Origin of the sequence: Yersinia sp. 2540 StPb PI, from assembly GCF_052217165.1 — a bacterium.
In the GTDB taxonomy this organism is placed as follows: domain Bacteria; phylum Pseudomonadota; class Gammaproteobacteria; order Enterobacterales; family Enterobacteriaceae; genus Yersinia; species Yersinia enterocolitica_E.
The window spans coordinates 4,924,407-4,937,846 of sequence record NZ_JAZGQC010000001.1; the positions used below are offsets into that span (position 1 = coordinate 4,924,407).

Sequence of the window (13,440 nt, forward strand, 5' to 3'; positions counted from 1 at the left end):
CCTTTGGTGACGGAATTATTTATGCATGAAATAACAATGATGCAAGGTATTGGGCTGGCAATCATGGCACTGATTGTCGGGATCGATTTTTGGTTGGAAGCGTTGTATATCTTCCGCCCGCTAATCGTTTGTACCTTAACGGGTGCTATTCTCGGTGATATCCAAACGGGTTTGATTACCGGTGCATTGACCGAACTGGCCTTTACTGGCCTGACCCCGATTGGCGGTACCCAACCACCAAACCCAGTGCTGGCAGGTATTATGACGACCGTGATTGCCCACAGCACCGGTGTCGACGCGAAAACGGCCATCGGACTGGGCCTGCCCTTTAGCTTCTTAATGCAATACATCATTTTGTTCTATTACTCAGCATTTTCCTTCTTTATGCAGAAGGCTGACCGTTACGCAGAAGAAGCTGATGGCGCAGCTCTCGGGCGGCTGAACTTGTTGTTAACCGCCATTGTTGCTGTGACTTATGCCGCCGTGACGTTCTTGTGCGCTTACGTTTCACAGGGCGCGATGCAAAGCCTGGTGCGATCAATGCCAGCCTGGTTGACTCATGGCTTTGAGGTTGCCGGGGGTATCTTGCCTGCGGTTGGTTTCGGCTTACTGTTGAAAGTTATGATGAAAACCCCGTTCACCCCTTTCTTTATTATTGGTTTCCTGTTTGTCACCTTTATACCGGTACAGAATCTGTTGCCTGTTGCACTACTGGGGACGGCTTTCGCTATCTACGAATATTACAACCAACAGAAAAAAGCCGCCCATGCTGCTGTCGCTCCTGAGGAGATGAATGATGGAATCTAATACCTTGCCAACAACGACAGATGCCAGCACTGAGCCAACCACCAAGTTGACGCGCCGGGATATCACCAAGTTGGGTTTTCGGTCAGCACTGTTACAGTCCGGTTTTAATTACGAACGTATGCAGGCGACTGGTTTTGCCAGTGCACAAGCCCCGTTGCTGAAGAAGATTTATGGTAATGACAAAGCCGCGCTGTCTGCCGCCATGAAAGATAATCTGGAGTTTATTAATACCAACACCAATGCGGTTGGTTTCCTGATGGGATTACTGATTTCTCTGGAGGAACGCCACGAAAGTCGAGACCTGATCAAAGGGTTGAAAGTGGCGTTGTTCGGGCCACTGGCGGGGATTGGTGATGCTATTTTCTGGTTCACTTTATTGCCGATTGTCGCGGGGGTTTGTGCCTCTTTTGCCAGTCAGGGCAGTATTTTGGGGCCAATCATCTTCTTCGTGGTTTATCTGGCGCTATTTTTACTGCGCGTGGTATGGACCCATCTGGGCTACACCTTGGGGGTAAGAGCCATCGATAAACTGCGTGCCAGTTCGGGGGCTATTTCCAGAGCAGCGACCATCCTTGGTGTGACAGTCGTTGGTGGGCTGATTGCTTCGTATGTCCATATTACCGTGGCGGCAAAAGTCGCGGTGACCGCGGGCCACGAGGTCTCTATTCAGGAAGCCTTCTTTGACAAAGTCTTCCCAAATCTGCTGCCCATGGTCTACACCTTGCTGATGTATTACCTGTTGCGCGCCAAGAAAGTCAGCCCGGTTACGCTCATTCTGGTGACTTTTGTATTGTCTATCGCACTGTCATGGCTCGGTGTGTTGTAGCACCTCAATCAGTCTCAATCTTTAATGCGCTGGCTAACGGCCAGCGCCCAAGGACCTTTTATGGTAAGCATTATCATCACCGGCCATGGGCGTTTTGCCAGTGGATTGTATAACGCAGTGGAACAAGTCATTGGCTCACAACCGCAAATCATTGCGGTCGACTTTCCGGTCGGTATGAGTACTCAACAGCTAGAGCATGCGTTACAACAGGCACTGGATACATTACCTATTGAGCACGGTGTGGTGTTCTTCACCGACTTGCTCGGGGGCTCCCCATTTCGCAGTGCAGTCCAATTGAGTGTGCATCAACCCCAATTTGAAGTGATTACCGGTACCAATATGCAGATGCTGGCGGAAACAGTGCTAGACCGAGATGAAATCCCTACAGCCCGCGCATTGGTTCAACAGTCACTGGCGGCGGGAAAACGGGGAATCGTTCATTTTGTCGTTGACAGTGAAACACCCAATAATGAGGAAAATGACGAGCAGGAGGGAATTTAATAATCCCATAATTCAAAATAGATCAGGGGGGCTGAAACTCAAGCGACGGATTATATTAAGCCCCGCATAATCGCCCGGTTGGCTTCAGACGCCAGATAATGGCGGAGCTAAATGGTTAACCATTTAGTTCGCGGATAAAATCAATAAACGCTTTGAGTGGTGAAGGGATAAGACGACGGTCGGGATAGTACAGATATGGGCCTGAAAACTGCTGCCACCAGGGTGTTAGAATTGCTTCAAGTTCGCCACGTTCAATCGCGGGTCGCAGCCACTCTTCAAATAGATAGATTATCCCACCGCCAGCAATCGCCGTTGCCACCGCAAGGTCAACGGCAGCACCAATGCTAACCATTAGCGGGCCATTTGGCTTCACTCGCACCACCTCGCCGTCTCGCTCAAATTCCCATTCAGGCACTATGCCGCTGGCATAACGGCCACGAATACAGAGGTGGTTAAGGAGTTCGCTCGGATGTTCCGGCCGGCCATGCAGGTCGAGATACTCAGGAGCTGCGGCAACAGCAAAGCGCTGCTGACGTTTTCCTATCGGAAGCGCAATGACATCCTGTTCGAGACATTCATCATAGCGGATACCCGCATCACAGCCATCACGGAATACGTCCTGCACATTGCTTTCGGCCACCACCTCTAACTGAATGTCTGGATAACGTTTCAAAAAAGCAGGAACAATGGCAGGCAACACCAGCCGCGCAGCACTAACAGGGACATTTAGACGTAATGTGCCCGACGGGGTATCACGAAAGCGATTAACAATATCCAGTGCAGCATCAACTTCGCTCATCGCAGGCATTAACCGCTCCATCAGTGCTCTACCTACCTCAGTCAATGCCACCGTTCGAGTGGTTCGATGAAATAACCGGACACCCAGTTGCTGTTCCACCCGCCGCACCGCATCGCTGAGATACGAAGGATTACTGCCTATCATGCGCGCAGCCTCACGAAATCCGCCCGCTTTTGCCACCGCGACCACCGCATGAAGCAGTGCAATATCAATTTGCATTGTCCGCCACTCCGTACAACTTGTCTTCATTTAGCCAGATAGTTGCACAGCTATAAGCCAGCTACAATCATTGCGTTACTTACTCAGGAGATATCCCATGTCACAACGTACTCTTACTTATCGACTTGGCGATCGGCAGATTAATCGCCTCGGCTATGGCGCGATGCAACTGGCTGGCCCAGGCGTATTTGGCCCACCCGCGAATGAATCTCAGGCGATTCAGGTGTTGCGCGACGCTATCGAATCAGGGGTCCAACATATTGATACCAGTGATTTTTATGGGCCACATATTACTAACCAATTAATTAAACGAGCCCTCCATCCTTATCCTAATGATCTGTGTATTGTTACCAAGGTGGGCGCACTACGCGATAAGACGGGGAACTGGCTACCGGCATTCAGCGCCGATGAACTCACCCGCGCGGTCGAAGATAATCTGCGTCACCTTGGGCTTGATGTGTTGGAAGTCGTGAATTTGCGTAGCATGTTTGCTGTCCACCAACCGGCAGAAGGTTCCTTGGCCGCCCCCCTTGAGACACTGGTCAAACTGCAAGCGCGAGGGCTGATTCGCCATATTGGATTGAGTAACGTGACAGCAAAACAGGTCGCCGATGCCCAAAAAATCACCCCCATCGTCTGCGTACAGAACTTGTATAATCTGGCAAATCGCGATGACGACGCACTTGTCGACGAGCTTGCTGCACAGAATATCGCCTGGGTTCCTTTTTTCCCGCTCGGTGGCTTCACACCATTGCAGTCGACACAACTTAGCGAAGTCGCACAGTCACTGGGGGCCACGCCAATGCAGGTTGCGCTTGCCTGGCTGCTGCAACGCTCTCCAAATATCATGCTCATCCCTGGCACGTCATCACCGCAACATTTACAGGAGAACCTGGCCAGTGCTGAATTGATACTCTCAGCTAAGGTGGTGGAAAAGCTAAATAGCATTGGCTAACATTGCTGACTCTCTGATTATTCTCGCATTCTCTAATTTTTGCGCGTACTGCTTTGACACCTTGAACTTAAGATTTCACCGCGATTAAGGCAGTATTGAGCTGCTGCACAGCCTGCTGTGGAGTCTGCTCTGGATGGATAAAAAAGGAGTTCAGTACGTGGAAGAAGATCTCTTTGGTTTGTGCATCTGTCGCCATCGAATGCGCCATACTCGGCAGCAATTTACCCGAGGCCTCCGCCTGACGGAACGCCTTGCCTGACTGCTGCGCGCAGGAGTCAAAATCCTGCAAAGAAACATCCATTCGGGCGGGGATCGAGCCTTTTAGTTTATTAAACGTAACCTGAAACTGCTTATCCATCAGTACATCAGCCAAATGGCGTTGGCCCGATACCACGACTGGATTACCGTTTTGCTGCAAAATAGCAAAGCTGTCCGTGTTATAAATAAAATAGCCCTGAGTACCGGGAGCCAGCGCACACAAAAACGCTTGGCCGGGAATATCACCATCCTGCATCATCTCGCCTTTGGCCCAGTCGCCCATAATCATCATGGCAGCTTTACCACTGCGCAGCATTTCTACCGACTCATGCCACGGACGATTGGCGGCATCGGGGTCGATATAACCTTTAAGCTTGCGAAACTTTTCCAGCACTCGCACCATCTTCTCACTGGTGATGGCACTACTGCGCTGTTCCATAAACACCTGGCGGTAGAATTCGCCGCCTTCCATGCCTAACAGCAGATTCTCAAACACCGTGGCGTCCTGCCATGCCTGCCCGCCATGTGCCAATGGAATGTACCCGGCAGCTTGTAACTTATCGGCCACGGCAAAAAACTCATCCCATGTGGTAGGTACGGCTAATTTCAATTTGGCGAAAGGTTTCGGGTTAATCCACATCCAATTGATACGATGTATGTTTACCGGTACGGCAACATACTCACCACGATATTTAATATTGGCTTTGATGGCGAGAGGCAAAGCCTGATCCCACTCAACGGTTTGCTCCGGCGTATAAGGGCTGGAGAGAAAGCCCAGTCTGGCCCACTCCTCAATGGCCTTACCTTCGAGTAACGCCGCCCCCGGCGGGTTACCGGCAATAGCACGCGTTTGCAATACACTGTATGCACTCTCTCCTGCACCACCAGCAACGGCAAAATCTTGCCAGTTATCCCCTTTTTCGGCCAGCGCCTGTTTTACCGATAATAGTGCCGCCTGCTCACTGGATGAAGTCCAATAATGCAGGACTTCAACGTTAACGGCAGTGGCATTGGTCGCGACCAACAGCAGAAAAATAAGAGATAGTGTCTTTAACATGCGTATTAGACTCAGTTATAACGTTGTAAACGGACTTCAACTATCAGCCCACTGGCGGGATGATTACGTAATGTCACTTCACCACCATGTGCTCTGGCAATGCTACGTGAGATAGCAAGCCCCAACCCACTGCCACGGTTATCCTGTTGCAAACGATAGTAAGGCTTAAATACTTTCTCCCACTGCTCCTCGAGAATTCCGGGGCCAAAATCACGGATAAACAGCATGATGTAATCTCGGTGATCTGACAGAATTATTTCTACTCGCTGCCCATAGTTCAGCCCATTCTCCACGATGTTATTAAGTAGGCGCTTAATCGCCAGAGGGCGGCCAAAGATCGGGCTGGCTTTACCGGAAACAGTAACATTGAGATAGGCGTCCATCGTTTGCCTTAGCAAATTCATGATATCTATGGACTCCATATTTTCATGTAAATCAGTATCCTTCATACTTTGCAGTGCGCCTTTGACCATCATTTCCAGGTCAGCGACATCCCGTTCAAATTTTTTCCCCAAAGTCTCATCTTCTAGCATTTCTACCCGCAACCGTAGGCGGGTTAGCGGGGTTTTCAAGTCATGACTGATAGCGGTAAATAGCATCTCACGATTATGCAGGTAAGCGCGCAGACGGCTTTGCATTTGATTGAAAGAACGGGTCGCGGTAACCAATTCTGCACTGCCTTCCTCTGGCAATGGTTCGCTGTCCAGTGAACTGTTGAGTTCAAGTGCGCCATGGGCTAGCCGTGCTAATGGTTTCAGCTCACGCCGAATCAGCCACCAGGTAAAAAGTAAAACCAGAAGCAAGCTACACAGGGTAAAGCCGACCTGACGCAAGCTAAACAGCGGGCTTTCTAACTGATCATAAGGCGGTGGCAGTGGTGCTGCCAGAAACAGCCATTCATTGGAATTCAGTTGTAACTGAATGACTAATACTGGCGCATCTTTATGGGATGTAGTGATACCAAAACGTACCCAGGCAGGGGGGAGATTATCAACCAGAACTCCGGCGTTAAAAACTTTCAGTTGATCTGCGGGTGTCAGGGAGATAATCGCCGCCTGCCGTTCCCCTAATTGTGTTCGCAGTTCTTGTTTTGCCTGCGAGACCACGGTTCTGGCGGCCTGACTGTTCAGCAATTGCACTTCATCCAATACATGGTTATTGATCGAAATAAAAAACTGCGAGCCACCTAACGCCAATTGTTGTTGCAACACTAAATGGCGGTAGTTATACGGCAGAGATGACATAAAGTTGTAGCTAGTCAGCATCCCTTGCACCAGCCCTTTGATAGTACTTTCCAGACTGGCCTGATTGCGCAGACTAAACTGACGATACCAAATTGAACCAGAGATACTTTCTGCCAGCAGCAGGGCAATCACTAGCATGCACAGCATGCGGCTCAGAAGTGAACGCGGCCAGAGTGGCCGGAACATATCCTGTAGCCAACGGACATAACGGCCCGAATCAATATTCACGGGTAACATCACAACATAGCATGTAACCCTGATTACGCAGGGTACGCAGTAGTAAGCGCTGGCTATCTTGTAGACGCTGACGTAAGCGGCTGATTTGCACATCAATCCCTCGCTCCAAAGGGTTATTTTCCCGTCGGCGGGTTATCTCAGATATTTGATCTCGGTCGAGGATCTGATTGGGATGACGTAAAAATAACGAGAGCAACGTAAATTCAATCCCCGACAACGGCTCACTCTGCTTTTGCGGATCAATAAGCTCCCGCCGGACTAAATCCAGTTTCCAGCCGTTAAAACACAAAAATCGTGCCTCAATGCCAGGGCTTTGCACAATTTGATTGCGACGTAATAACGCCTTAACTCGCGCCAGCAACTCGCGGGCACTGAACGGTTTAGCCAGATAATCATCTGCACCTAGCTCTAACCCAATCACTTTGTCACTTTCATCAGATGCCGCCGTCAGCATGATGATCGGCACTGCCGATACTTGCCGTGCTTTACGGCAGAGGGTGAAGCCGTCATCACCAGGCAACATGACATCCAAAATGACTAAATCCACAGACTCTTGCTTCAATGTTGCCAGCAAATGTTCACCATCAGGCAGCGAAAGCACACGAAAATTCGCTTTAGTGAAGTATTCCGTCAGTAAGCTGCGGATCTCTTCATCATCATCAATCACGAGCAAAGTATGAGGGGACATAATGGCGCTGACCTGAGTAAACGAGTGTCGCTAAAAGACAAGCAGTGTACCGCTATAACTCGGTACGCAGCTATATGCTACCAGGTATTAACTTCGTTCTGAGAGCTGCCTCAAAACTGTTATTCTGCTGTTTCTGCCATATGAAATCCAATGCGGGGAGCTTCGCATATTTACAGTTCAAAAGGTTTAAATGCAGGGGCTTTATTGCTTATTTAGCAAGAGTGTTATGCATTATTGTCCATTTTTCTCTCGCGTAAAAACCATTAGCATACTCAGCATTCCGGGTAGGCTGCAGTTTTGTGTTATTAGCCCCCGCTTCACAAGGATTATATCAATGAGTAACGTATTAATTATTAACGCCATGAAAGAGTTTGCGCACTCCAAAGGGGCGCTTAATCTCACGCTCACGAATGTCGCTGCCGACTTCCTACGTGAAAATGGTCATCAGGTGAAAATCACCACGGTTGATGAAGGCTATGATATTGAAAGTGAAATTGAAAAATATCTGTGGGCTGATACCGTTATTTATCAAATGCCCGGTTGGTGGATGGGTGAGCCGTGGATCCTGAAAAAATATATTGATGACGTCTTTACCGCAGGTCACGGCAAACTGTATGCCAGTGATGGCCGTACCCGTTCTGATGCCACTAAAGGCTATGGTTCTGGCGGTTTGATTCAGGGTAAAACCTACATGCTGTCAGTCACCTGGAACGCACCACTTGCAGCGTTCAATGACCCGAAACAGTTCTTCCATGGGGTGGGCGTTGACGGTGTGTATCTGCATTTCCATAAAGCGAACCAATTCCTTGGTATGGAACCTCTGCCAACATTTATGTGTAATGATGTGATTAAACAACCAGACATTGAAGGTGACATCAGCCGTTACCGTCAGCATTTAGCCGAAAACTTTAACTATCAGGCCGTTTGATTTCCTATCAGAGATAAATAGAGGCAGTAATGATTACCGTTTTTGCAGAAATCAAAGTCAAACCAGGGCGCCGTCAGGCGGTATTGCAGGCAATTGAGAAGCTTATTCCGGCGGTACTGGCCGAGGAAGGTTGTGGCGGTTATGTGCCGATGGTTGACGTTCCCACCCAGCTTGACTGGCAAAAGAACTCGCCGGACTCTATTTTCATGCTGGAGAAGTGGCAAAGTGTGCATCATCTGGAGTTACATTTGCAGATGGAACATATGCATCAACACCGTGAAGTGATTAAGGATGATGTGTTGGATGTGAACATTCACATTTTAAATAACGCCTAATCAGCCTATCCCCAAAGTAATTGGAGTTGCAGGTAGGCAGCAAGCAAACGCATCCCGATGAGCTTACACAGTCAAGTGATTCGGGTAAGTGCGCGCAGCTAACACCCCTGCAGCTTCAAGTACGAAGGGGATATCTGAGCCAATGACTCCCCTGCAACCGAATCTGCTCACTCACATAATCGAGAAAACAGGTAATCCGCGCAGCAAGTTGTGTATTGCGATAATACACTGCATTGATCGGTTGCCAGGTTTCCAGAGTTTGATCCGCCATGACTTCAACCAAACGCCCCGCCAGTTGATCTTCACGCGTCATAAAATCAGAGAGTTCGACGATCCCTTCCCCCTGTAAAGCCAATAAACGCAGCGTTTCGCCGCTGGAAGCCGCTAAATTCGGGATAATCGACGAACGCCCGCCTGGCAAATGGGGTAGCGACCACTGATTAAGGAATTCCGGCTGTGTAAAACCCAACAGGCTGTGATCAGCCAGTTCATCAATAGTGTGCGGGGTACCGTGACATTGCAGATAGTCGGGGCTGGCAAGAATACGCACCCGGCTGGCACCCAGCAAACGAGCATGAATAGTGGAGTCGCGCAAAGCACCAATGCGGATCGCGATATCAGTACGTTGCTCCAATAGATCGATATTAAGATCGTCGGTATTCAGTTCAAGAATGATTTGCGGATATAAAGCGCGAAAGCCGCTGATCATCGGCACGATAACGTGCTGCATAAAGGGGGCTGCTGCATTCACTCGCAACCTACCAGCAGGCTTCAACCGCCGCAGAGCAATCTGTTCCTCAGCATCATCTACCGCGCCAAGAATCTGGCGTGCATGGCTGAGAAACAGCTCGCCCTCTTCGGTCAATTCCAACCGACGGGTGGTGCGGCGTAGCAAAGTGGTCGCCAGCTTTTGCTCCAATCGGCTCAATGCACGGCTGATACCCGATGTGGTCTGGCTACGTTGCTCTGCCGCCGCGGTAATCGAGCCGCAGTCAACTACCGAGGTAAATGCCTGCAACTCTTCTAACGTCACTTTCATCGATCAAACCTCGATTTCAGCGGTATCCCCTTTCTCTTGCAGCCAATTGCGCCGATCTTCGGAACGCTTTTTCGCTAACAACATGTCCATCATTGCTAACGTTTTATCAATATCATCATCACCAATGGTCAATTGCACCAGACGACGGGTATTCGGATCGAGAGTCGTTTCACGTAACTGCAGCGGGTTCATTTCACCCAGCCCTTTAAACCGCTGAACGTTGGGTTTCCCGCGTTTGCGTTTCAGTTGTTCCAGAACACCAGCTTTCTCTTCTTCATCCAAGGCATAAAACACTTCTTTGCCTAAATCGATGCGATACAGTGGTGGCATCGCCACATAAACGTGACCGTTGCGCACCAACGCCCGGAAGTGGCGCACAAACAGTGCGCACAGCAGAGTGGCAATATGTAGACCATCGGAGTCCGCATCCGCCAGGATACAAATTTTGCCATAACGAAGTTGGCTCAAATCTTCACTATCTGGATCAATACCAATAGCTACCGAGATGTCGTGTACTTCCTGCGAGGCCAGCACTTCATCTGACGAAACCTCCCAGGTATTCAGGATCTTGCCTTTCAGCGGCATGATTGCCTGATATTCACGATCACGTGCTTGTTTGGCCGAACCGCCTGCGGAATCCCCCTCCACCAAGAACAATTCGGTCATGCTCAGATCCTGCGAAGTACAATCCGCCAGTTTACCGGGCAATGCCGGACCGCTGGTCAGCTTCTTACGCACCACTTTTTTCGCCGCACGCATACGGCGCTGAGCACTGGAAATGGCCAATTCAGCCAGTTGTTCTGCCGCTTGTATATTCTGATTCAACCATAGGCTGAAGGCATCTTTTACCACACCGGACACAAAAGCAGCGCACTGACGTGAGGAGAGCCGCTCTTTCGTTTGGCCGGCAAATTGTGGGTCCTGCATTTTTACTGACAACACATAAGCACAGCGTTCCCAGATATCATCGGCCGAAAGTTTGACGCCACGGGGCAAAATATTGCGGTATTCGCAGAAATCGCGCATGGCATCCAGCAAACCCTGACGCAAACCGTTGACGTGAGTTCCGCCCTGCATGGTGGGGATCAGGTTGACGTAGCTTTCTGTCAACAGTTCACCGCCTTCTGGCAACCACAACAGCGCCCAATCAATCGCTTCAGTATCACCGGCAAAAGAGCCGACAAACGGTGCTTCTGGCAGGGTAATCAAGCCATCAACAGCTTCCATCAGATAATCGGTCAGGCCATCGGCATAGCACCAACGCTGCTCGGTATTATTCACCAGATCTTTAAAGACGATTTCTACGCCGGGGCACAACACGGCTTTCGCTTTCAGCAAATGGGATAAACGCGAAACCGAGAAACGTGGGCTATCGAAGAATGAGACATCCGGCCAGAAATGCACGCTGGTACCGGTATTGCGCTTACCGCATGTCCCGATAACTTGTAGTTCCTGCACTTTATCGCCATTTTCAAAGGCAATACTGTAGATTTGGCTATCACGGCGCACCGTGACCTCTACCCGCTTGGATAAAGCATTCACAACTGAAATGCCTACACCGTGCAAACCACCAGAGAACTGATAGTTTTTATTCGAGAATTTGCCGCCTGCGTGTAACCGACACATAATCAGTTCAACGGCGGGCACACCTTCTTCTGGATGGATATCAACAGGCATACCACGGCCATCATCAGTCACTTCCAGCGATTGATCGGCGTGCAGAATAACGTCAATACGCCGGGCGTGGCCCGCCAGCGCCTCATCGACGCTGTTATCAATCACCTCTTGACCAAGGTGGTTTGGCCGCGTGGTATCCGTATACATGCCCGGACGACGACGCACTGGTTCTAAACCGCTGAGTACTTCAATGGCATCAGCGTTATAGCTGGATTCAGTCATGGTTGATTAATATTCGGCTAATGGTTGGAAGGCTGGCGGTGACATGCCCGGTGGGCCATCTCGGCCCCAGTGCAATACCCACTGTAGTAACGATACCCAACGGTAGTAATACCAACATTGTAGTAATACCAAACCTACTGTATCGGTGGCACATATACGGCCTGTTATCAGGCAGTCGCTAGCCCTAAAAAAGTTACAATCGGGGAGAAATAGTGATCAAAGCCAACAAAGGCATGATTTCCACCTGATTCTACTGTTTGCCGGCAAGGGGTGTAATAAGCAACCGCTTGACGGTAATCGAGGATCTCATCCCCGGTTTGTTGCAATAACCAGAGTAAATCTGGGGATTCCAACTTTTCAATTTGCATGACCTTCAGGTCGTAAATATGTCGAGACTCTAACACATATTGTTGACCTGTGTAGGGGTTCTCATTCTCGCCCAGATAATCACTGAGCAGCTCAAAAGGCCGCACTGCCGGGTTAACAACCACCGCAGGTATGCTGAAACGCTGGGAAAGCCAGGTAGCAAAATAGCCGCCCAAGGAAGAACCAACAATACCAATAGATTGCCCAGCTTTATCCATCACAATGTTTTCCAACATTTCTGCTGCTTGTGCCGGATACGGCGGTAATTGCGGTGTCAGCATCTCAATATGAGGATGGTGCTGCTGCAACCAACTTTTAAAGGTGGTTGCTTTGAGCGAACTGGGGGAGCTATTAAAGCCGTGAATATAAAGAAGCGTACTCATCAATAACCATCCGAGTCCATGTCCGGGCAGAACTCATCACTGGCTAACCGACGAACCTCAGTTTCAAGTATTCCATCAGGCAGTAAGTCGAGGTAGCGCCATCCCGGGGCCACAGTATCAAGCGTAAAATTAGTACAGTGCGGTTTGAATTGCACACAAGTAGAAGGGCTGGCCAGCAGCCGTTTACCATACCAATCGAGATCCAAATCTTGATGGATATGGCCACACAATAAGGTGGTAACACGCGGATAACGAACCAGCACTGCCGCCAACATATGCGCATTACGCAGACTGTGTTGGTCAAGCCAAGTGCAGCCGGATGGCATTGGGTGATGATGCAATAAAATCAGCGTATAGCGTTCTGGGTAAGCCACCAGACAACGCTCCATCCACTCCAACTGATAATCGCTCAGTTCACCATAAGGAACGCCGAATACCTGACTGTCCAATAACAGAATTTGCCAGTTATCACCAACCAGAACCTGCTTCGAAGGCGCAATGCCTGAATCCGCCAGGGCATCTACCATCGCCGGTTGAAAATCGTGATTACCGGGTAGCCAGACGCAAGGCGCTGGCAAACGGGAAATACCCTTGGCAAAATTCTGATAGGCAGCAACTGAATGGTCCTGCGCCAAATCACCGGTTGCAACAATCAGATCGAACGGATGTTGCTCAGCAATAATCGCATCCAACACAGCGCGATAACTGTGGGACGTATTCACACCCAGCAAGGTCTCATGTTCACCTGCGAAGAGGTGGGTATCTGTTATTTGTAAAATTCTGACTTTGGCCCCACTCGCCATAGGCAGTTTAAACAGGCTTTCCAAATGGTGTCCTTGTTTTTGCACCCTTCCCAACCAGAATTATCACGATTCTTCACTCTCTGTAGGCAAGGTTAT

14 protein-coding genes are annotated in these 13,440 nt (G+C 49.6%); 6 read left to right on the forward strand and 8 right to left on the reverse strand.

Annotated features, from left to right (window positions below; genetic code table 11):
- The first annotated feature begins 21 nt into the window (after window positions 1-21).
- From agaC to agaF, 3 genes are read left to right on the forward strand one after another with little or no spacing between them, the layout of a single operon-like run.
- Window positions 22-807 (forward strand): PTS galactosamine transporter subunit IIC, encoded by a 786-nt coding sequence (gene agaC / locus V1956_RS22950; protein WP_372560493.1) that lies wholly within the window; start codon window positions 22-24, stop codon window positions 805-807.
- Window positions 797-1,633 carry a PTS galactosamine transporter subunit IID gene (agaD, locus tag V1956_RS22955; protein ID WP_372560697.1) on the forward strand — a complete coding sequence of 279 codons (837 nt, stop codon included), beginning with the start codon at window positions 797-799 and terminating at the stop codon, window positions 1,631-1,633. The genes agaC and agaD overlap by 11 nt, the downstream gene beginning before the upstream one ends.
- 60 nt (window positions 1,634-1,693) lie before the next feature.
- Entirely contained in the window at window positions 1,694-2,134 is a 441-nt protein-coding gene (agaF, locus tag V1956_RS22960; protein ID WP_442825741.1) for a PTS galactosamine/N-acetylgalactosamine transporter subunit IIA, read from the forward strand.
- A gap of 115 nt (window positions 2,135-2,249) precedes the next feature.
- Here the strand turns inward: agaF and V1956_RS22965 are convergent, their stop codons facing one another.
- Window positions 2,250-3,152 (reverse strand): LysR family transcriptional regulator, encoded by a 903-nt coding sequence (locus V1956_RS22965; RefSeq protein ID WP_372560491.1) that lies wholly within the window; start codon window positions 3,150-3,152, stop codon window positions 2,250-2,252.
- A 97-nt stretch (window positions 3,153-3,249) separates the two neighbouring features.
- Between V1956_RS22965 and V1956_RS22970 the strand changes: the two genes are divergently transcribed.
- Window positions 3,250-4,107, forward strand: coding sequence for an aldo/keto reductase family oxidoreductase (locus tag V1956_RS22970; protein WP_372560490.1), 858 nt, complete (start codon window positions 3,250-3,252; stop codon window positions 4,105-4,107).
- Window positions 4,108-4,174: 67 nt separating this feature from the next.
- Here V1956_RS22970 and V1956_RS22975 read toward each other — a convergent pair whose 3' ends face one another.
- From V1956_RS22975 to V1956_RS22985, 3 genes are read right to left on the reverse strand one after another with little or no spacing between them, the layout of a single operon-like run.
- Window positions 4,175-5,422: an ABC transporter substrate-binding protein gene (locus tag V1956_RS22975; RefSeq protein WP_420070742.1), complete on the reverse strand. Its 1,248-nt coding sequence runs from the start codon at window positions 5,420-5,422 to the stop codon at window positions 4,175-4,177.
- A gap of 11 nt (window positions 5,423-5,433) precedes the next feature.
- Window positions 5,434-6,903, reverse strand: a complete 1,470-nt coding sequence (locus V1956_RS22980) for an ATP-binding protein (protein ID WP_227746580.1) — start codon at window positions 6,901-6,903, stop codon at window positions 5,434-5,436.
- Entirely contained in the window at window positions 6,884-7,591 is a 708-nt protein-coding gene (locus V1956_RS22985) for a response regulator (protein ID WP_372560488.1), read from the reverse strand. The genes V1956_RS22980 and V1956_RS22985 overlap by 20 nt, the downstream gene beginning before the upstream one ends.
- A 334-nt stretch (window positions 7,592-7,925) precedes the next feature.
- Between V1956_RS22985 and V1956_RS22990 the strand changes: the two genes are divergently transcribed.
- Both V1956_RS22990 and V1956_RS22995 read left to right on the forward strand, forming a co-directional pair.
- Entirely contained in the window at window positions 7,926-8,519 is a 594-nt protein-coding gene (locus V1956_RS22990; protein ID WP_420070744.1) for an NAD(P)H-dependent oxidoreductase, read from the forward strand.
- A gap of 29 nt (window positions 8,520-8,548) precedes the next feature.
- Window positions 8,549-8,854: a putative quinol monooxygenase gene (locus V1956_RS22995; RefSeq protein WP_005188293.1), complete on the forward strand. Its 306-nt coding sequence runs from the start codon at window positions 8,549-8,551 to the stop codon at window positions 8,852-8,854.
- Between the two features lie 115 nt (window positions 8,855-8,969).
- Here the strand turns inward: V1956_RS22995 and V1956_RS23000 are convergent, their stop codons facing one another.
- The 4 genes from V1956_RS23000 to cpdA all read right to left on the reverse strand — a co-directional run bounded on the left by V1956_RS23000 (window position 8,970) and on the right by cpdA (window position 13,368).
- Window positions 8,970-9,893 (reverse strand): LysR substrate-binding domain-containing protein, encoded by a 924-nt coding sequence (locus V1956_RS23000; RefSeq protein ID WP_372560486.1) that lies wholly within the window; start codon window positions 9,891-9,893, stop codon window positions 8,970-8,972.
- A gap of 3 nt (window positions 9,894-9,896) precedes the next feature.
- Window positions 9,897-11,792, reverse strand: coding sequence for a DNA topoisomerase IV subunit B (parE, locus tag V1956_RS23005; RefSeq protein ID WP_372560485.1), 1,896 nt, complete (start codon window positions 11,790-11,792; stop codon window positions 9,897-9,899).
- A 167-nt stretch (window positions 11,793-11,959) separates the two neighbouring features.
- Window positions 11,960-12,541, reverse strand: a complete 582-nt coding sequence (gene yqiA / locus V1956_RS23010) for an esterase YqiA (RefSeq protein WP_372560484.1) — start codon at window positions 12,539-12,541, stop codon at window positions 11,960-11,962.
- Window positions 12,541-13,368 carry a 3',5'-cyclic-AMP phosphodiesterase gene (cpdA, locus tag V1956_RS23015; RefSeq protein ID WP_372560696.1) on the reverse strand — a complete coding sequence of 276 codons (828 nt, stop codon included), beginning with the start codon at window positions 13,366-13,368 and terminating at the stop codon, window positions 12,541-12,543. Before cpdA ends, yqiA begins: the two co-directional genes overlap by 1 nt.
- Window positions 13,369-13,440: the final 72 nt, after the last annotated feature.

Excerpts from the sequence above, each read along its gene's own strand:
- agaC (WP_372560493.1), top strand. The coding sequence starts at position 22 with ATGCATGAAATAACAATGATGCAAGGTATTGGGCTGGCAATCATGGCA.
- agaD (WP_372560697.1), top strand. The coding sequence starts at position 797 with ATGGAATCTAATACCTTGCCAACAACGACAGATGCCAGCACTGAGCCA.
- agaF (WP_442825741.1), top strand. The coding sequence starts at position 1,694 with ATGGTAAGCATTATCATCACCGGCCATGGGCGTTTTGCCAGTGGATTG.
- V1956_RS22965 (WP_372560491.1), bottom strand. The coding sequence starts at position 3,152 with ATGCAAATTGATATTGCACTGCTTCATGCGGTGGTCGCGGTGGCAAAA.
- V1956_RS22970 (WP_372560490.1), top strand. The coding sequence starts at position 3,250 with ATGTCACAACGTACTCTTACTTATCGACTTGGCGATCGGCAGATTAAT.
- V1956_RS22975 (WP_420070742.1), bottom strand. The coding sequence starts at position 5,422 with ATGTTAAAGACACTATCTCTTATTTTTCTGCTGTTGGTCGCGACCAAT.
- V1956_RS22980 (WP_227746580.1), bottom strand. The coding sequence starts at position 6,903 with ATGTTACCCGTGAATATTGATTCGGGCCGTTATGTCCGTTGGCTACAG.
- V1956_RS22985 (WP_372560488.1), bottom strand. The coding sequence starts at position 7,591 with ATGTCCCCTCATACTTTGCTCGTGATTGATGATGATGAAGAGATCCGC.
- V1956_RS22990 (WP_420070744.1), top strand. The coding sequence starts at position 7,926 with ATGAGTAACGTATTAATTATTAACGCCATGAAAGAGTTTGCGCACTCC.
- V1956_RS22995 (WP_005188293.1), top strand. The coding sequence starts at position 8,549 with ATGATTACCGTTTTTGCAGAAATCAAAGTCAAACCAGGGCGCCGTCAG.
- V1956_RS23000 (WP_372560486.1), bottom strand. The coding sequence starts at position 9,893 with ATGAAAGTGACGTTAGAAGAGTTGCAGGCATTTACCTCGGTAGTTGAC.
- parE (WP_372560485.1), bottom strand. The coding sequence starts at position 11,792 with ATGACTGAATCCAGCTATAACGCTGATGCCATTGAAGTACTCAGCGGT.
- yqiA (WP_372560484.1), bottom strand. The coding sequence starts at position 12,541 with ATGAGTACGCTTCTTTATATTCACGGCTTTAATAGCTCCCCCAGTTCG.